Source organism: Microbacterium sp. NPDC055521 (assembly GCF_053619695.1).
Genome location: NZ_JBSHJX010000003.1, coordinates 319,868 through 337,913 on the forward strand (window position 1 = coordinate 319,868; position 18,046 = coordinate 337,913).

At 69.5% G+C, this 18,046-nt stretch carries 17 protein-coding genes; 15 read left to right on the forward strand and 2 right to left on the reverse strand.

What is annotated here, in order from left to right:
- Positions 1-16 precede the first annotated feature (16 nt).
- Entirely contained in the window at positions 17-418 is a 402-nt protein-coding gene (locus ACWGSM_RS05060) for a phage holin family protein (protein WP_452321863.1), read from the reverse strand.
- 49 nt (positions 419-467) lie between these two features.
- On the opposite strand from ACWGSM_RS05060, the gene ACWGSM_RS05065 reads away from it, so the two are divergent.
- The 4 genes from ACWGSM_RS05065 to ACWGSM_RS05080 all read left to right on the forward strand — a co-directional run bounded on the left by ACWGSM_RS05065 (position 468) and on the right by ACWGSM_RS05080 (position 5,059).
- Positions 468-1,535: a histidinol-phosphate transaminase gene (locus tag ACWGSM_RS05065; RefSeq protein ID WP_452321864.1), complete on the forward strand. Its 1,068-nt coding sequence runs from the start codon at positions 468-470 to the stop codon at positions 1,533-1,535.
- 83 nt (positions 1,536-1,618) lie between these two features.
- Positions 1,619-2,746 (forward strand): thiamine pyrophosphate-dependent enzyme, encoded by a 1,128-nt coding sequence (locus ACWGSM_RS05070; protein WP_452321865.1) that lies wholly within the window; start codon positions 1,619-1,621, stop codon positions 2,744-2,746.
- Positions 2,743-3,723 (forward strand): alpha-ketoacid dehydrogenase subunit beta, encoded by a 981-nt coding sequence (locus ACWGSM_RS05075; protein ID WP_452321866.1) that lies wholly within the window; start codon positions 2,743-2,745, stop codon positions 3,721-3,723. The genes ACWGSM_RS05070 and ACWGSM_RS05075 overlap by 4 nt, the downstream gene beginning before the upstream one ends.
- Before the next feature lie 22 nt (positions 3,724-3,745).
- Entirely contained in the window at positions 3,746-5,059 is a 1,314-nt protein-coding gene (locus tag ACWGSM_RS05080; RefSeq protein ID WP_452321867.1) for a dihydrolipoamide acetyltransferase family protein, read from the forward strand.
- Positions 5,060-5,145: 86 nt separating this feature from the next.
- Here ACWGSM_RS05080 and ACWGSM_RS05085 read toward each other — a convergent pair whose 3' ends face one another.
- On the reverse strand, positions 5,146-6,366 hold the full coding sequence (locus ACWGSM_RS05085) for an ROK family protein (RefSeq protein WP_452321868.1): 1,221 nt from the start codon (positions 6,364-6,366) through the stop codon (positions 5,146-5,148).
- 147 nt (positions 6,367-6,513) lie between these two features.
- Here ACWGSM_RS05085 and ACWGSM_RS05090 point away from each other — a divergent pair, with 147 nt between their 5' ends.
- The 11 genes from ACWGSM_RS05090 to ACWGSM_RS05140 all read left to right on the forward strand — a co-directional run bounded on the left by ACWGSM_RS05090 (position 6,514) and on the right by ACWGSM_RS05140 (position 17,886).
- A complete protein-coding gene (locus ACWGSM_RS05090) occupies positions 6,514-7,770 on the forward strand; it encodes an ABC transporter substrate-binding protein (protein ID WP_452321887.1) in 1,257 nt (418 codons plus the stop codon).
- Complete coding sequence (locus tag ACWGSM_RS05095) at positions 7,767-8,678, forward strand: carbohydrate ABC transporter permease (RefSeq protein WP_452321869.1); 912 nt, start codon at positions 7,767-7,769, stop codon at positions 8,676-8,678. Before ACWGSM_RS05090 ends, ACWGSM_RS05095 begins: the two co-directional genes overlap by 4 nt.
- A complete protein-coding gene (locus ACWGSM_RS05100) occupies positions 8,678-9,580 on the forward strand; it encodes a carbohydrate ABC transporter permease (RefSeq protein ID WP_452321870.1) in 903 nt (300 codons plus the stop codon). Before ACWGSM_RS05095 ends, ACWGSM_RS05100 begins: the two co-directional genes overlap by 1 nt.
- Positions 9,581-9,635: 55 nt before the next feature.
- Positions 9,636-11,309, forward strand: coding sequence for a glycoside hydrolase family 13 protein (locus ACWGSM_RS05105; protein ID WP_452321871.1), 1,674 nt, complete (start codon positions 9,636-9,638; stop codon positions 11,307-11,309).
- 133 nt (positions 11,310-11,442) lie between these two features.
- Positions 11,443-12,408, forward strand: coding sequence for a metal ABC transporter solute-binding protein, Zn/Mn family (locus tag ACWGSM_RS05110; RefSeq protein WP_452321872.1), 966 nt, complete (start codon positions 11,443-11,445; stop codon positions 12,406-12,408).
- Positions 12,405-13,238, forward strand: a complete 834-nt coding sequence (locus ACWGSM_RS05115) for a metal ABC transporter ATP-binding protein (protein WP_452321873.1) — start codon at positions 12,405-12,407, stop codon at positions 13,236-13,238. Before ACWGSM_RS05110 ends, ACWGSM_RS05115 begins: the two co-directional genes overlap by 4 nt.
- Positions 13,235-14,098: a metal ABC transporter permease gene (locus ACWGSM_RS05120; RefSeq protein ID WP_452321874.1), complete on the forward strand. Its 864-nt coding sequence runs from the start codon at positions 13,235-13,237 to the stop codon at positions 14,096-14,098. Before ACWGSM_RS05115 ends, ACWGSM_RS05120 begins: the two co-directional genes overlap by 4 nt.
- Positions 14,099-14,144: 46 nt before the next feature.
- Positions 14,145-15,533, forward strand: coding sequence for a DivIVA domain-containing protein (locus tag ACWGSM_RS05125; RefSeq protein WP_452321875.1), 1,389 nt, complete (start codon positions 14,145-14,147; stop codon positions 15,531-15,533).
- 76 nt (positions 15,534-15,609) lie between these two features.
- Entirely contained in the window at positions 15,610-16,026 is a 417-nt protein-coding gene (locus tag ACWGSM_RS05130) for a Fur family transcriptional regulator (protein WP_452321876.1), read from the forward strand.
- Positions 16,027-16,079: 53 nt separating this feature from the next.
- A complete protein-coding gene (locus ACWGSM_RS05135; RefSeq protein WP_452321877.1) occupies positions 16,080-17,057 on the forward strand; it encodes a permease in 978 nt (325 codons plus the stop codon).
- Positions 17,050-17,886: a TIGR03943 family putative permease subunit gene (locus ACWGSM_RS05140; protein WP_452321878.1), complete on the forward strand. Its 837-nt coding sequence runs from the start codon at positions 17,050-17,052 to the stop codon at positions 17,884-17,886. The genes ACWGSM_RS05135 and ACWGSM_RS05140 overlap by 8 nt, the downstream gene beginning before the upstream one ends.
- Positions 17,887-18,046: the final 160 nt, after the last annotated feature.

An 18,046-nucleotide genomic window follows, 5' to 3' on the forward strand; every position in this document is an offset into this window, starting at 1 on the left:
CTCGGGCATGCCGAGGTCAGCGGCGCTTCTTCTTCTCCTGCGGACGCAGGACGGCCCCGAGGATCGCGTTGATGATCGAGATGAGGAAGGCCGCGACCACGCCCCACCAGAACGACTCGACGGTCAGCCCCCAGCTGAACGCGCTGGTGATCCACGCCGTGATCCACAGCAGCAGGCCGTTGATGATGAACGAGATCAGGCCGAGCGTGAGGATGTACAGCGGGAACGCCACGATGCGGATCACCGTGCCGATGATCGAGTTGACCAGCGCGAAGACCGCGCCGACGGCCAGCAGGGTCAGCACGACCTGCAGGTCACCGCCCGGCGCGAACGGCCGGATGCCGACGCCGAGCACCGGGATCAGCGTGACGACCCAGATGGCGAAGGCGTTGATGACGACGCGGATGAGGAATCGCATGTGCCGATCCTGTCACGTCGGGGACGGATGCCGCTCTTAGACTGGTGCCGTGACCGAGCCGATCCTGCCCCGCATCCGTCCTGAGATCGCCGCGCTGCCGCCGTACCGACAGGGCAAGCAGGCAGGTCCCGACGCCTTCAAGCTCTCCAGCAACGAGAACCCGTTCGAGCCGCTGCCCTCCGTGCTCGAGGCACTGCAGTCCACCACCCCGGTGAATCGCTATCCCGACGCGTCGGCGGCGGCGCTGCGCGCCCGGCTCGGCGAGAAATACGGCGTCGAGCACGACGCGGTGCACGTCGCCGCCGGGTCGGTGTCGATCCTGCACCAGCTGGTGCTCGGCACCTCGTCGGTCGGCGACGAGGTCGTCTACGCCTGGCGCTCGTTCGAGGCGTATCCCAGCCTTCCGCTGGTGGCCGGCGCGACGGGCGTGCAGGTGCCCCTCGCCTCGGGCGCCAGGCACGATCTCGACGCGATGGCGGATGCCGTAACCGACCGCACCCGCGTGGTGATCGTCTGCACGCCGAACAACCCGACCGGCCCGATCGTCACGAGCGCCGAGTTCGCGGCGTTCGTCGACCGCGTGCCGCGAGACGTGCTGATCATCCTCGACGAGGCGTACGCCGAGTTCGTCACCGCGCCCGACGCGGTCGACGGGCTCGCCGAGCGCCTCTTCGAACGTCATCCGAACGTCGTCGTGCTGCGCACCTTCTCCAAGGCCTACGGGCTCGCCGGTCTTCGCGTGGGCTATGCGATCGGGCATCCGCGTGTGCTCGATGCCGCACGCACCACGGGCATCCCGCTGTCGGTGACGAGCGCGGCCGAGCGCGCGGCGATCGCCAGTCTCGACGCCGAGCCCGAGCTGCGCGAGCGGGTGTCGGTGATCGTCGAGCGCCGCACGCGCCTGCTCGACGGCCTGCGTGCGCAGGGCTGGCAGGTGCCCGACTCGCAGGCGAACTTCGTCTGGCTGTCCACCGGCGAGCGCACCGACGAGGTTGCGGCGGCCTTCGACGCCGCCGACCTGATCGTGCGCCCGTTCTCGGGCGACGGCATCCGCATCTCGGCCGGCGAAGAGGAATCGATCGATCGAGTGCTGACCGTCGCGAAGTCGCTGCTCTGACACGAGAAGTCCAGGTGCCGGGCACTTACTAGGGTCCCCTAGGTATGCGTGACCTGGCATGCCGGCGTGGGTAGCGTGGTCGGGTGACCCCGATCGAAGCACCCCTCGTCCGCGTCCTCGCCGACGACGGCAGCTACGCCCCCTCGGCCGACGCCGAGCGCTATCTGCCCCTCATCGACGCGCTGACCGACGCCGAGCTCGAGCAGTTCTACCGAGACATGGTCGTCATCCGCGCGATCGACACACAGGCGACCAACCTGCAGCGTCAGGGCCAGCTCGCCCTGTGGCCGCCGAGCCGCGGGCAGGAGGCCGCTCAGGTCGGATCCGCACGCGCCGCCCGCACGCAGGACACGCTGTTCCCGTCGTACCGCGAGCACGCCGTCACCCGCATCCGCGGCGTCGATCCCGTCGACATCCTCAAGGTCATGCGCGGCACCTCGCACGGCGGCTGGAACCCCACCGACCACAAGAACGGCAACACCCGCATCTACACCCTGGTGCTCGGGTCGCAGACCCTGCACGCCGCCGGATACGCGATGGGCCTCACCTTCGACGGCCGCACCGGCACGGGTGATATCGAGCGCGACGAGGCGGTGGTCGTCTACTACGGGGACGGCGCCTCCAGCCAGGGCGACGTGCACGAGGCGATGGTCTTCGCCGCCAGCTACGAGGCCCCGGTGCTGTTCTTCCTGCAGAACAACCACTGGGCCATCTCGGTACCCGTCGAGACGCAGTCGAAGGTGCCGCTGGTCGGCCGTGGCGCGGGGTACGGCATCCCGTCGGTGCGCGTCGACGGCAACGACGTGCTCGCCAGCTACGCCGTCTCGCGCGCGCTGCTCGACGAGACCCGCAGCGGTCGCGGCCCGCGCGCGATCGAGGCGGTGACCTACCGCATGGGTGCGCACACCACCAGTGACGACCCGACCAAGTACCGCCACTCCGACGAGGAGCAGCAGTGGGCGCAGCGCGACCCGATCGCGCGCATGCGCGCGTTCCTCGAGGGGCGGGGCGCGCCGGCATCCCTCTTCGAGCAGACGGATGCCGAGGCGGCGGACGCCGCCGAAGACCTGCGCAGCCGCGCCGTCACGCTCACCTCTCCGGAGCGATCGCTGATCTTCGACCACGTCTACAGCGACCCGCACCCGCTGATGGCGCAGCAGAAGGCCTGGCTGAACGAGTACGAGGCTTCTTTCGAGGGGAGCGCGTCATGACCATCGAGTCGATGCCCATGTCGAAGGCGCTGAACGCCGGTCTGCGCAAGGCGATGGAAGACGACCCCCGCGTGCTGCTGATGGGGGAGGACATCGGTCGCCTTGGCGGAGTCTTCCGCATCACCGAGCACCTGCAGCGCGACTTCGGCGATCGCCGCGTGCTCGACACCCCGCTCGCCGAGTCCGGCATCGTCGGCACGGCGATCGGGCTGGCCATGGCCGGATTCCGTCCCGTGGTCGAGATCCAGTTCGACGGCTTCGTGTTCCCCGCCTTCGACCAGATCACCTCGCAGCTCGCCAAGATCACCAACAGGCACGAGGGTGCGCTGTCGATGCCGGTCGTCATCCGGATCCCGTACGGCGGGCACATCGGCGCCGTCGAGCACCACCAGGAGAGCCCGGAGGCGTACTTCGCGCACACCCCGGGTCTGCGGGTGGTCGCACCGTCGACCTCGAACGACGCGTACTGGATGATCCAGGAGGCGATCCGCTCGAACGATCCGGTGATCTTCCTCGAGCCCAAGAGCCGCTATTGGCAGAAGGGCGAGGTCGAGCTCGAGGCATCCGCTCTGCCCCTGCACGCCTCGCGCGTCGTGCGTCGCGGCAGCGACGTGACCCTCGTCGGACACGGCGCCATGGTCACCACGCTGCTGCAGGCGGCCGCGCTCGCCGAGGCCGAGGGCACCAGCTGCGAGGTCGTCGACGTGCGCTCGCTCTCGCCGGTCGACTACGGCCCGATCCTCGACTCGGTGCGCTCGACGGGCCGCATGATCTACGCACAGGAGGCGCCCGGTCACACGAGCGTCGGCAGCGAGATCGCCGCGACCGTCATGGAGCGCGCCTTCTACGCCCTCGAGGCGCCGGTGCTGCGGGTGTCGGGCTTCGATGCGCCGTTCCCGCCCGCCAAGCTCGAGGGCACCTACCTGCCGGATGCCGACCGCATCCTCGACGCCGTCGACCGCTCACTCGCATACTGATCTCCGCCGGAGGACATCTCTCATGACCACCGAAACCTTCACCCTGCCCGACGTCGGCGAGGGCCTCACCGAGGCCGAACTGGTCGCGTGGAAGGTCGCCCCCGGCGACGCCGTGGCGATCAACGACGTCATCTGCGAGATCGAGACGGCGAAGTCGCTGGTCGAGCTGCCCTCGCCGCACGCGGGTGTCGTCGGTGAGCTGCTGGTCGCCGAGGGCGTGACGGTGGAGGTCGGATCGCCGATCATCACCTTCGTGTCGGAGGCCGAGGCGGCGGATGCCGGAATCGCGGCCAACCCGAAGGACCCCGCAGCTCCTCCGGCGACCGACGAGGGCGGCGGTTCGGTGCTCGTCGGCTACGGAACCGGGGGAGGGGCGACGTCGCGCCGGAAGCGTGCCGCTGAGCGTCCGGTGCGCTCGTCGGTCGGCGTGATCGCGAAGCCGCCGATCCGCAAGCTGGCGCGCGACCTGAACGTCGAGCTCACTGAGGTGACGCCGTCGGGCGCTGACGGCGAGGTCACCCGCGACGATGTCGTCAAGCACGCCGAGCAGGCGAGCGTGTTCCGTAACATCGAGACGCCCGCGCGCAGCGCTGTCCGCGAGGAGAAGCTGCCGGTCACGCCGCAGATCGACGAGGGGCGCTCCGAGTCGATCCCGGTCAAGGGCGTGCGCAAGGCGACCTCGTCGGCGATGGTGCGCAGCGCGTACTCCGCCCCGCACGTGACGGTGTGGAAGGAGATCGACGCGACCCGCACGATGGAGCTCGTGAAGCGGCTGAAGGCGTCGCCCGACTACGCCGACATCCGCATCTCACCGCTGCTGATCATGGCCCGCGCCGTGATCTGGGCAGCCCGCCGCACCCCGACGGTCAACGCCGCCTGGGTCGACACCGACTCCGGGGCCGAGATCGTCGTGCGTCACTATGTGAACCTCGGCATCGCCGCCGCCACCCCGCGCGGTCTGCTGGTGCCCAACATCAAGGACGCGCAGGACCTCAGCATGAAGGATCTCGCCCGCGCGCTGAACCGCCTGACGCTCACGGCGCGCGAGGGCAAGACGAGCCCCGCCGACCAGCAGGGCGGCACCATTACGATCACGAACATCGGCGTCTTCGGCATGGATGCGGGCACCCCGATCATCAACCCGGGCGAGGCCGGCATCGTCGCCATGGGCACGATCGCCCAGAAGCCGTGGGTGGTCGACGGCGAGGTGCGCCCCCGCTGGGTCACGACGGTGTCGGGCTCGTTCGATCACCGGGTGATCGACGGCGACGGCATGAGCCGCTTCATCGCCGATGTCGCGTCGATCCTGGAGGAGCCCGCCCTGCTCGTGGACTGACAGCGCCCTACTGGTGCGGGGTCAGAAACGTACGCCATTCGGGTTGTGTCCGTACAGACTGACCTCGCGGGCGTCGGTGCTCGACGTCACGCCCGCGCGGCGAGCCGGCGCTCCGCGAGCAGCGGCACGGCGTGCTCGCGCGCTGCGCGCCGCGCGGTCGCCACAGCGCCGAGCGAGACGACCTCCGTGCCCAGCGACGACGCGAGCAGCTCGGGAGCGGGCAGGTGCAACTGAGTGGGCAGCACGGTGCGCGCGGCGGCGAGCACGGGCTCGATGCTCTCGGCGATCGCTCCGCACACGATGACGCGCGCAGGGTCGTACATGCTGCCGAGCACCCCGACCACGCGCGCGAGCGTGTCGCCGAGCCGGCTGGCGACGAGCAGTGCGTCGGGATCACCGGCCGCGGCGAGCTCGAGCATCAGCCGGGTGTCGATGCGGTCCGTGTCGACCAGGCGTCCTACCCGGCTCCCTGCATCGATTTCGCCCGACTCGACGGCGGCGAGCAGCTGATGGTGCAGTGTCGGGCCGAGCCCGAAAGCGCCTCCCACCCCGATGATGTGGTCGAACACGATCCCTTCGCCGACGCCGCCGTGCGCACCGTGCAGCAGGTGCCCGTCGACGACGACCCCGCCGCCGAAGCGCTCGCCCGCGAGCAGCGCGACGTAATCGCGGCATCCGACGGCAGCGCCCAGGCTACCCTCCGCGACGGCGGCGAGCACCGAGTCGTTCTTCACGTCGACGACGGGCGCCCACCCGTCGAGTGCTGCAGCCAGGCCGGGATTGGTTCGTTCCCAGAACCCCTCCGGATGCGGGGGCGAGACGCCGTCGCGGTTCACGGGAGCGGCGACGCCCGCGCAGATCGCCAGCAGATCCTCACGAGTCCGCCCGGCATCGCGCAGTGCCTGATCCAGCTGCTCGACGATGATGGCGCGGCGCTCGGCGGGCGTCTCCTCCGGGTCGACCTCGGTGCGGCGCTCGCCGAGCGTCGTCTCGAGCGGGTCTGCGATCGTCACGGCCAGGTGCGTGTCGCCCGCGTCGATGCCCGCCACCACGCCGAGGTCGGGGGAGAGCGTGAAGCGTCGAGCCGGCCGCCCTGCACGGTACGCTCCGGCCGCTCTGGCATTCGGCAGCTCGGTGAGGATCTTCGCGCCGACCAGCGTCGCGAGCGCCTCGATCGCAGTGGATCGGGTGATGGCGGTGGATGCCATGGCATCCGTCGCCGTGAACTCTCCCGCGGTCCAGGCGTAGTCGAGCACCGCTCCGACGCTGGCTCTGCCGGTGCCGAGATCGGCGGAGATATCACTCACAGCTCTTGACCTCTTCTCTTCCCTCTGAGAGAGTACCGGCAAGCGACTAAATCTAGTCACTAGATTTACTCTCCGGATCTTCTGATCGGAAGGACGACGGTGTCTGTGAAATCTCCCCGCGCGGTGCGCTTGGCGGCGAGCACCGCGATGCTCGCGCTCCTCGGCTCCGCCCTCGTCGGCTGTTCGTCAGACGGTCGCGAGACCATCCGCTTCACGTTCAGCAAACGCGAGGCCATCGAGTTCATGACCGAACTCGTCGCCGACTACAACGACTCGCAGAAAGACGTGCGCGTCGAGATCGACACCTCCGGCGTCGACGTCGTCTCCGCCAGCTTCGTCCGGGGAAACCCGCCCGACATCATGCTCGCCAACTACAACTACGAGATCGCTCGCTTCGTGCAGCGTTGCGCACTCAGCGACCTCGGCGGCACCGACGCCGCGAAGAAGGTGCGCGACGACCTGCAGCCGCTCATGGAGCAGTACGGGTCGTGCGAGGGGCGCACCAGCGCGCTGCCCTACTCGGTGATGGCCGCCTCGGTCATCTACAACAAGCAGATCTTCGACGAGCAGGGCCTCGAGGTGCCGCGCACCTGGGACGACCTGCTGCAGGTCGGCGATCAGCTGAAAGCGGCGGGCATCACCCCGTTCTACGCCACGTTCAAAGACGACTGGACCGTGGGTCAGGGCTGGTACGACTATTCCGCCGGCGGGTCGCTCGACGTGCTCGACTTCTTCGACGCTCTCGCGAAGGAGGGCACCGAGGTCGGCCCCGACTCGGACGTCTCGTTCCAGAAGGACTTCGCCGAGCCGATGGATCGGATGCTGAAGCTCGCGAGCGAGTACACCAACGACGACGCACCCAGCCGCGGCTACGGCGACGGCAACCTCGCCTTCTCGAAGGGCGAGGCGGCCATGTACCTGCAGGGGCCGTGGGCGTTCAGCGAGATCGCCAAGACCGCGCCCGACCTCGAGCTCGGCACCTTCCCGCTGCCGATGACCGACGACCCCGACGACCTCGCCGTGCGGGTGAACATGGACCTCGCGGCGATGATCCCCGAGGAGTCTCGGCACAAGGAGGCCGCGCGGGACTTCCTCGAGTACCTCTACCAGCCCGAGCACATCGAGGCGTACAACGCCTCGCAGCTCGGCTTCACGCCGCTCGAGCAGGCGCCCGCGCCGGACGACCCGCGCATCGAGGGGATGATCGAGTACTACGACGAGGGCCGCATCTATCAGGGCCCGTCGGTGCTGGTGCCCAAGACGATCCCCGTCTTCAACTACGCGCAGGCGATGGTGCTCGGGGCAGACCCCGCAGGCGTTTTGCGCACGATGGACGCCGACTGGGCGCGCATCGCCTTCCGCGCCCCGGCGCCCACCAGCCAGACGAAGGAGTCGGCAGAATGAGCACCACGTCCACGGTCATCACGCAGGGTGACCGCACTCGCCGGCGCAGCAGCCGCCGCGTCGAGCCGATCTACTACTTCTTCCTCGTCCCCACCCTCGTGCTGTGCACCCTGGCGATCACCGTCCCTGGCGTGATCGGCATCTTCTTCAGTTTCACCGACTCGATCGGGCTCGGCGACTGGAGCTTCAACGGGCTGACGAACTACATCGCGATGTTCAGCGATCCGGCCATCCTGCAGAGCTACCTGTTCACCTTCGGGTTCTCGATCGCGACGGTGATCGTCGTCAACATCGTCGCGTTCATGCTCGCGGTGGGGCTCACCTCACGCATCCGGTTCAAGACCGGCCTGCGCACGATCTTCGTCATCCCGATGGTGATCTCGGGCATCATCATCGCCTACGTCTTCAACTTCCTCTTCTCGAACTCCATCCCCGCGGCAGGAGCGGCGACGGGAATCGGATGGCTGCGGACGAGCCTGCTGGCGAATCCCGATCTCGCGTGGGTCGCGATCGTCCTGGTCACGGCATGGCAGGCCATTCCCGGCACGATGCTCATCTACATCGCGGGGCTCCTGTCGGTGCCGGGCGACGTGTACGAGGCGGCGTCGATCGACGGCGCGACCAAGACGCAGCAGCTCATGCGCATCACCGTCCCCCTGGTGGCGGGCTACGTGGTGATCAACGTCATCCTCGGATTCAAGGGCTTCCTGAACGCGTACGACATCATCGTCGGCCTCACCAACGGCGGCCCCGGCACCTCCACCCGCAGCGTCGCGATGACGATCATCGCGGGCTTCAACGGCGGCGACTACGCCTACCAGATGGCGAACGCGACGATCTTCTTCATCGTCGCCGTGCTCATCTCCCTGCTCCAGCTCTCGCTGACGCGCGGAAGGAATGCGCTCTGATGACCACCCAGCCCGCCCTCACCTCGGCCACCCCAGGGGCACTGACCGAGCGCACACCGACCAAGCCGTCGCGCACGTCGATGGAGCGCGTCAACTGGTCGGGGACCATCATCCTCATCCTGTGCGCGGTCACCGTGCTGCTGCCGCTGTACGTCACCATCTCGATGGCGTTCAAGACGACCGGACAGGCCGTCGACGGCAACGCGTTCTCATTGCCGGCGCCGTTCAGTGTCGACGGTTTCGTGCAGGCGTGGAACCTCACGAAGTTCCCGGTCGGCGCCACCATCTCGATTCTCGTCACGGCGGGCACCGTGATCGCCACGATCGTGCTCGCGGCCTTCGCGTCATACGCGATCGTGCGCAACTGGGACCGCCGGTTCTTCCGGTACTCGTTCTTCTACCTGCTCGCGGCGATGTTCATCCCGTTCCCGGTGGTGGCGCTGCCGCAGATCCAGCTCACCGGCCGGGTCGGGCTCGACAACCCGGCGGGCGTGATCATCCTCGCCACGATGTTCCAGCTCAGCTTCAGCGTGCTGCTGTTCACCGCCTTCCTGCGTTCGATCCCGATCGAACTCGAGGAGAGCGCCCGCATCGACGGTGCGACCACCTGGCAGACCTTCTGGAGGCTGATCTTCCCACTGCTCGCCCCGATGAGCGCCACGGTAGGCATCTTCGCGTTCCTGTACGCGTGGAACGACTTCATGATGCCGTCGCTGATCATCTCCGACCCGAACCTGCAGACTCTGCCCGTGCGGCAGAACCTGTTCCAGAACCAGTTCAGCAACAACTACAACGTCGCCTTCGCCTCGTACCTGATGGCGATGGCGCCCGCGATCGTCGCCTACCTGTTCACGCAGCGCTGGGTGATGGAGGGCGTCACCCAGGGCGCCGTCAAGGGCTGATGCTTCGGCAGGCTCAGCGATGACCCACCGCACCACCCGCAAGACAAGGAGATCCATGACCGACCCGTCCCTCGCCGAACAGAACGCCGTCGACCCCACCACGTGGTGGCGTCAGGCCGCCGTCTACCAGATCTATCCGCGCAGCTTCGCTGACGGCAACGCGGACGGCATCGGCGACATCGCCGGCATCCTCTCCCGCGTCGACTACCTCGCCGAGCTGCGTATCGATGCCGTCTGGCTCAGCCCCTTCTACCCGTCTGCGCTCGCCGACGGCGGCTACGACGTCGCCGACTACCGCGACGTCGACCCCCGCATCGGCACGCTCGAGGAGTTCGACCGGATGGTTCAGGCGCTGCATGAGCGCGGCATCCACGTCATCGTCGACATCGTTCCGAACCACTCGTCGAACCTGCACGAGTGGTTCCAGGAGGCCCTCGCAGCGGGACGCGGGTCGGCGGCCAGGGAGCGGTACATCTTCCGCGAGGGCACGGGTCCTGACGGCAGCGAGCCGCCCACCGACTGGGTGTCGGTGTTCGGTGGCGGGGCCTGGGAGCGCGTGGAGGACGGCCAGTGGTACTTCCACCATTTCGCCGTCGAGCAGCCCGACCTGAACTGGTCGCACCCCGAGGTGCGCGCCGACTTCCTGAAGACCCTGCGGTTCTGGTCGGACCGCGGCGTCGACGGCTTCCGCATCGACGTCGCCCACATGCTCACCAAGGACCTCACCGAGCCGCTGCCCAGCCGTGCCGAGCTGGAGGCCATCGACAGCACAAGCGGTCAGCATCCGATCACCGATCGCGATGACGTGCACGAGGTGTACGCCGAATGGCGTCAGGTGTTCGACGAGTACGACCCGCCGCGCACGGCCGTGGCCGAGGCGTGGGTGCAGACGCCCGAGCGGCGGGCTCGCTACGCGTCGGCCGAAGGGCTCGGCCAGGCGTTCAACTTCGATCTGCTGGAGGCCGACTTCGACGCCGAGCAGTTCCGCCGTCTCATCACGGTCAACCTCGCGCAGAGCGAGCTGACCGGATCGTCGACGACGTGGGTGCTCTCGAACCACGACGTCACCCGGCACGCGACCCGCTATGGGCTGCCTCAGCTGAACGGCAGGCCCGTCAAGCAGGGCACCGAGTGGGTGGCCGCCGGCGGACCCGAGGACCAGCTCGACCGTGAGCAGGGGCGCCGGCGCGCCGAGGCGGCCACGATGCTGCTGCTCGGCCTTCCCGGCAGCACCTACCTCTATCAGGGCGAGGAGCTCGGCCTGCACGAGGTCGCCGACATCACGCCCGAGCAGCGCCAGGACCCTGCCTTCTTCCGGGGGGCGGAGTTCGACGGCCTCGGCCGCGACGGATGCCGCGTGCCGCTGCCGTGGAGCGCCGAGGGGTCGTCGTTCGGCTTCGGCGCCGACGGCGCGCACCTGCCCCAGCCCGCGTGGTTCGCCGAGTATGCGGTGGACGTCGAGGCCGCGGATCCGGCATCCACTCTCTCGCTCTACCGCGAGGCGCTGGGTCTGCGCCGCCGGCTGCAGACGGAGGAGAAGCTCGAATGGGGCGAGACCGGACGCCCCGACGTGCTGCGCTTCGCGCGCCCGAACGGATGGCAGGTGGTGACGAACTTCGGCACCGAACCGTTCGACCTCGCGGCAGAGGCGGATGCCGTGGTGCTGACCACTCAGCCGCTTCGCGACGGGGCGTTGCCCGGTGAGGCGACCGCCTGGCTCACCACCTGACGCCCGCGACCACCGCGTGAACGGTCGGAAACATACGCGAATCATTCCATTCGCGTACGTTTCCGACCGCCGAGCGGCCGTCTGCGCCGTGCTCAAGTTGAGAATGGTTCTCATTAGCGTTTAGAGTGGACGCATGCCGTCCCGCCTCCCTCTCCTCGCTGTCGCCGCTGCATCCGTACTCGTCATGACCGGATGCACGACGTCGACCGACGGCGGCGGGACGGGCGCGCTGCAGGTCGTCGCCTCGACCAACGTCTACGGTCAGCTCGCGGCCGAGATCGGCGGCGACCGGGTCGAGGTCACCAGCGTGATCGACTCCACCGCGAAGGACCCGCACGGATACGAGGCCTCGGCGCGCGACCGTCTCGCGGTGCAGAAGGCCGATCTGGTCATCGAGAACGGCGGCGGGTACGACGCGTTCATGCGCGAGCTGATCGAAGGATCGGATGCGGTCGTCATCACCGCCGCGGAGTTCTCGCACGACTACCCGGATGCCGTGGTCGACGACCACGACGAGCCCGCCGACGATCACGACGAGCCCGCTGACGATCACGACGGGCACGCGCACCTCGAGGGCTTCAACGAGCACGTCTGGTTCGACGTGCACACCGTGGCGCACCTCGCCGAGCGGATCGCCGCCGACCTCACCGAGCTCGACCCCGCGGGCGAGGCGGAGTACGCCGACGCGGCCGAGACGCTGGCGGTCGAGCTGAAGGGGATCGAGGGCGAACTCGACGCACTGCACGCGACGCTCGAGGGCGCACCCGTGTTCATCACCGAACCGCTGCCCGCCGCGCTCGCCGCGGCAGCCGGTCTCGACGACCTCGCCCCCGACGGGTTCGCCTCGGCGGTCGAAGAAGGCAACGAGGTCGCCCCTGCGATCCTGCTCGAGTCGCTGTCGCTCGTCGAAGGCGGCGGCGTGCGAGCGGTGCTCGCCAACGCGCAGACCGGCGGCACCGAGACGAGCCGCATCGAAGACGCCGCGAAGGACGCGGGCATCCCGGTGATCACCTTCCATGAGCTGCTGGGCGCCGACCAGTCGTACGCTGAGTGGATGCGCTCCGCGATCTCCGACCTCGCCGCCGCACTCGACGGATGAGCGGCGCCGGAACCAGCGTGCTCGAGATCCGCGGCGCCGCCCTGCACCGCTCGGGTCGAGAACTGTGGTCGGGGCTCGACCTCGATGTCGCGCCGGGGGAGTTCATCGCGGTGCTCGGCCCGTCGGGATCCGGCAAGACGACGCTGCTGCGCAGCATCCTCGGCCTGCAGCCGCTGTCTGCCGGAAGCATCCGGGTGGGCGGGGAAGCCGCTCGGCGCGGTGACCGCCGGATCGGTTACGTGCCGCAGCAGCGACCGCTTCCGCCCGACACGAGCATGCGCGCGCGCGATCTCGTCGCGCTCGGCGTGAACGGCACCCGGTTCGGCCTGCCGATACCGCGCCGCGGCGATCGCGCGCGTGTCGACGCCCTGCTCGAGGGGGTGGATGCCGGGCACTACGCCGACCGCCCGGTCGGACTGCTCTCGGGAGGCGAGCAGCAGCGACTGCGGGTCGGCCAGGCCCTCGCCGACGACCCCGCGCTGCTGCTGTGCGACGAGCCGCTCTCCGGCCTCGATCTCGCCAACCAGCGCGGCATCACCGGCATCATCGACCGGCAGAGACGGCGGGGCGCCGGCGTGCTGTTCGTCACGCACGACGTCAACCCGATCCTGGGCCTCGTCGACCGCATCCTGTACATCGCCGGGGGCCGATTCGTGCTCGGCACCCCAGACGAGGTGCTGCAGAGCCGCGTGCTCACCGACCTGTACGGCACGGCCGTGTTCGTGCTGCGCGCCGGTGACCGGCTGGTGGTCGTCGGGGCGCCGGATGCCGAGGGCACGCACGCGCACGAGCACTCCGACGACGACGCGCACCCTGGAGCCCACGCGTGAGGCCGCTGCTCGACTGGGGTGACGTCTTCTCATTCCAGGACTACGGCGAGCTGCTGGCCCTGCTGTCGAACTCGCTCATCGCGGGTGCTGTGCTCGGCGTCGTCGGCGGCCTGATCGGCGTCTTCGTCATGCAGCGCGACCTCGCCTTCGCCGTGCACGGCGTGAGTGAGCTGTCGTTCGCAGGCGCTGCGGCCGCGCTGCTGTTCGGCGGCAGCGTGGTGGTGGGATCGCTCAGCGGCGCGTTGATCGCGGCCATCCTCATCGGCGTGCTGGGCGCGAAGGCGCGAGACCGCAACTCCATCGTGGGCGTGCTGATGCCGTTCGGGCTGGGCCTCGGCATCCTGTTCCTCTCTCTCGTCGAGGGACGCACGGCCAACCGCTTCGGGCTGCTCACCGGCCAGATCGTGTCTGTGTCGAGCCCCGACCTCGGGTGGCTGATCGGCATCTCCGCGGTCGTTCTGGTCGGACTGCTGCTGATGTGGCATCCGCTGCGCTTCGACTCGCTCGATGCCGAATCCGCAGCGGCGCGCGGTGTGCCGGTGCGGGCGGTCAGCCTCGTCTTCATGGTGCTGCTCGGGCTGATCGTCGCGGTCAGCGTGCACATCATCGGCGCCCTGCTGGTGATGGCGCTGCTGGTCACCCCGGCGGCTGCGGCGATGCGCCTGTCGAGCGGGCCGGTCGCGGTGCCGCTGCTCGCGGCGCTCTTCGGCTTCACGGCTGCGGTGGGGGGCATCCTGCTCGCGCTCGCGGGGACGCTTCCGGTGAGCCCGTACATCACGACGATCTCGTTCCTGATCTACGCGGGTTGCTGGATCGCTCAGCGGACCCGCTCGCGTGTTCGTCGCGTCGCCCGCGCATGAGATCATTGAGCCCGAGCGCGCGAAGACCTGAGAGAGGCCCCACCCGGTGAGCGAGACGCAGCAGAACGACCATGAGCAGATCGGCGACTTCTTCGACCAGCTGCTGACCAGCGTCCCCAAGGATCGCTCGTCGTTCACCCAGGCGTTCCGCGGCTACGACAAGGTCGAGGTGGATGCCGCGCTCGCGACGCTGCGAGACCAGCTCAAGCGGGTCTCGGCGTCGCTGGACGAAGCCGACGAGCGCCGGCGCAGCGACCTGCAGCAGCTGCGGGAGCAGACCGAGCGGGCTGTGGTCGACGCGACCGCCGACAGCGATGATCGCATAGCGCGGCTCGAAGCCGAGCTCGCGGCGGCGCGCGCCCAGGCCGACGAGGCCGCCGCTCAGATCGCGACGCTGAGCACCGAGCTGGTCGATGCGCCTCGCAGCGACGGCGAGCCCCAGAGCCGTCAGCAGTTCGAGGCGGTGCTTCGCGTCGCCGAAGAGCAGGCGAGCGTGCTGATCCACAACGCGGCGACCCAGGCCGAGCGGCTGCTGGAAGCGGCGCGAGAAGAGGCCGAGAGCAAGCGCGGTGAACTCGCCGCCGATGTGACGCGAATCATCGCCCAGGCGCAGCACGACGCCGACCAGATTCGTCTGAAGATCGACACCGAGCACACCGCGCACGAGGCACGTCTCGAGCGGGAGTCGGCGCACGCCGCGGAGAAGGTCGCGCAGGCCGAGCGCGAGGCTGCCACCGTGCGCAGCGAGGCCGAGAAGGGCGCCGCGGCGCTGCGCGCCATGGTCACCCGCGAGACCACCGACCTGCGCGCCGCCGCCGAGCGCGAGGTGCGCGAGATGAACGCACGGGTGCTGGAGTTCGAAGAGACGCTGACGCGCAGGCAGGACGACGCGCAGCAGGAGTTCCTCGTGCTGCACAACCAGGCAGTGGCCCACGCCGAGCGGATCACCGCCGACGCCAACGAGCAGGTCGCCGCCTCGCTCGAGCACGCGCAGCGCATCTCGTCGAAGGCCGAGGACTACGAGCGCCTGATGCGCACGCAGGCGCAGGCCATCGAGGCCGACGCGCAGGTGAAGGCTCGCGAGATCCTCGAGCGCGCGCGGGCCAAGGCGCAGAAGATCGTCGACTCGGTCACCGGTCACGCCACCGGTGTGCTGCGGGATGCCGAGGATCAGACCCGCCAGCTTCGCTGGCAGCAGCAGCAGCTGAACAGTTTCATGGCCGAGGTGCGCGAGCTGCTGCGTCCCGAAGGCGTGCTCACCGCCACGGCGAGCGAAACCGCCGTGGCCGACGCCGCTGCGGACGACGCCGCTGCCTCTGACGCGCCGACGGATGACGCCGCTGCGGATGACGCCGCTGCCTCTGACGCGGCCGGCTCGCTCGGTGACGACGAGCTGTCGGCATCCGGGGCGAAGGCCGACCGCACCCGCCGCTGACAGCCTGGTTGCTGACCGGCGGCCGAGCGCGATCGGCACGGATCGCCCGCACAGCCGCCCGGCCTAGACTCGAGGCATGGCTCAGCGGAACACCTGGCAGCGCGAACGCGTGCGCGATGCGCTCGCCGACGCGCGCGGTTTCGTGAGCGCCCAGTCGCTGCATGCTGAGCTGCGTCAGGCGAATACCGGCATCGGGCTCGCCACCGTGTATCGAGCGCTCGCCGGGCTCGCCGCCTCGGGCGAGGCGGACTCGCTGCAGAGCCCTGAGGGCGAGGCGCTGTATCGGGCGTGCTCGACCGAAGGGCACCACCATCACCTCATCTGCCGGTCGTGCGGTCTGACGGTCGAGATCGAGGCGAAGGACGTCGAGCAGTGGGCTCAGCGCACGGCATCCCTGCACGGCTTCCGCGACGCCGAGCACGTCGTCGACATCTTCGGCCTCTGCGCGACCTGCGCCAACCGGCAGGATGCCGAACCCGGGGCCTCACAGTGACACTCACGGTCTCGCCGACGGTGCCGCATGCTCACCGGCAGCCGCCTCGCCGAGTGCCGACCGGCCCCGCCCTCGCGACCGGTGCCGGCATCGTCGCCGCGCTGGTGCTCATCGACCTGTTCGCGCCGACGCTCTTCCCGGTCGCCCTGCCCGCCCGCGCTCAGGACGGATTGACCCTCGCCCTCAGCGTGCTGATCGAGGCGCTGCCCTGGGTGATCCTCGGCGTCGTCCTGTCGATCGTCGTGCAGGTGTGGCTGCCATCGGATGCCGTGCAGCGCTGGCTGCCGCGCAATCCGTGGGCGCGGCGCGGCGCGCTGTCGTTGCTGGGGATGTTCATCCCGGTCTGCGAGTGCGGCAACGTGCCCTTCGCCCGCGGGCTGATGATGCGCGGCCTCGCGCCGGCCGAGGCGATGACTTTCCTCATCGCCGCGCCGATCGTCAACCCCATCGTCATCCTCACCACCCACGCCGCTTTCGGCTGGGACGGCGGGATCCTCGTCGCCCGTCTGCTCGGCGGCTTCGTCATCGCGAACCTGATCGGGTGGATCTTCAGTCTGCGCCGCGACCAGCAGGCGCTGCTCACCGAGCGATTCGTCGACACCTGCGAGCACGTGGCGCACGAGCCCGGCAGCCCTGCACGTCGCAGCCTCGTGCAGTTCCTCATCGAGTTGCGCGCCGTCATGCCGGCTCTGGTGATCGGCTCCGCGCTCGCCGGAGCCGTGCAGGTGCTCGTCCCGCGTGACGTGCTGCTGGCGATCGGCTCGAACCCCGTGCTGTCGATCGTCGCGATGGTTGCACTCGCGATGACCGTCGCGATCTGCTCGAACGTCGACGCCTTCTTCGCCCTGTCGTTCGCCTCGACCTTCTCGTCGGGCGCGATCATCGCGTTCCTCATCGTCGGACCGCTGGTAGACGTGAAGATGCTCGCGCTGCTGCGCACCACCTTCACCGCCCGCGTGCTGGCCGCCGTCGTCGGCGTGGTCGTGCTGTCGGCCTGTGTGATCGGGATCGGGGTGAACGTCCTTGGCTGACACCGCAGACGCGCGCCGTGACCGCTGGCGCGCCATCGCCTCCCGCTGGCTGGGCGTCGGCCTCGCCGTCGTCGTCTCGGTGGTCACGCTCGTTCTCGCCGTGACCGGCCGCCTCACCCTGTACATCAGCCCCGAGACGGTCTGGTTCGCCGCGGCGGCGGCCGCGGTCACGCTCGTCCTGGCCGTCTGGTCGTGCACGCTGCCGCTCGGCGCGGAAGGCGAGCACGACCACGCGCACGCCGCGTCGGGTGAACCGGATGCCACGGCGCCGGGCGCCATGGCCCCGGATGCCCGGGCGCTGGATGCCCGGGCGCAACGTCGGCGCCGGATGCAGACGACCGCCGCGGTGAGCGGCGGCGTGATCGCCTCCGCGGTCGTGCTCGCCGGACTCGTGCTGCCGCCGGCATCGCTCTCCGCCCAGATCGCGCTGTCGCGCGCGGGGGAGTCGCCGACGCTGTTTGCCGGTGCCGACGATGTCGCGCTCGGCGTCGCCGACACCGCCAGCTTCGGCGTCGGCGACTGGTCGATCGCGTTCGCCAACTCCACCCGGCCCGAGAAGTACGACGGCGCGGCTGTCACCCTCACGGGATTCATCACGCCCGCCGAGGACGGCGACGTGAGCCTCACCCGCATGGTGATCTCGCACTGCGTGATCGATGCGCAGCCGGCATCCGTCCCCGTGAGCGGCGGCGGCCTCGACGGCGATCACGAGACCGGACAGTGGGTCGAGGTGACCGGCACAGTCCGCGCCGGTGATGACGGTGCGCTGAGCATCGAGTCGGCGACGGTGAAGAGGATCGACGAGCCGAAGGATCCGTATGAGTACTGACGGTCCTGACGGCGGCGGCACCGGCGAGCAGCCGCTCACCCGGGCGCAGCTGCGTGCGCTGCGCGCCGCCGACACCGGGGTTGGCCGTGACGAAACGGGGGCCGACACTCCAGATGTCGGACCGATCGTGGAGACACGTCCGACATCTGGAGTGTCGGCC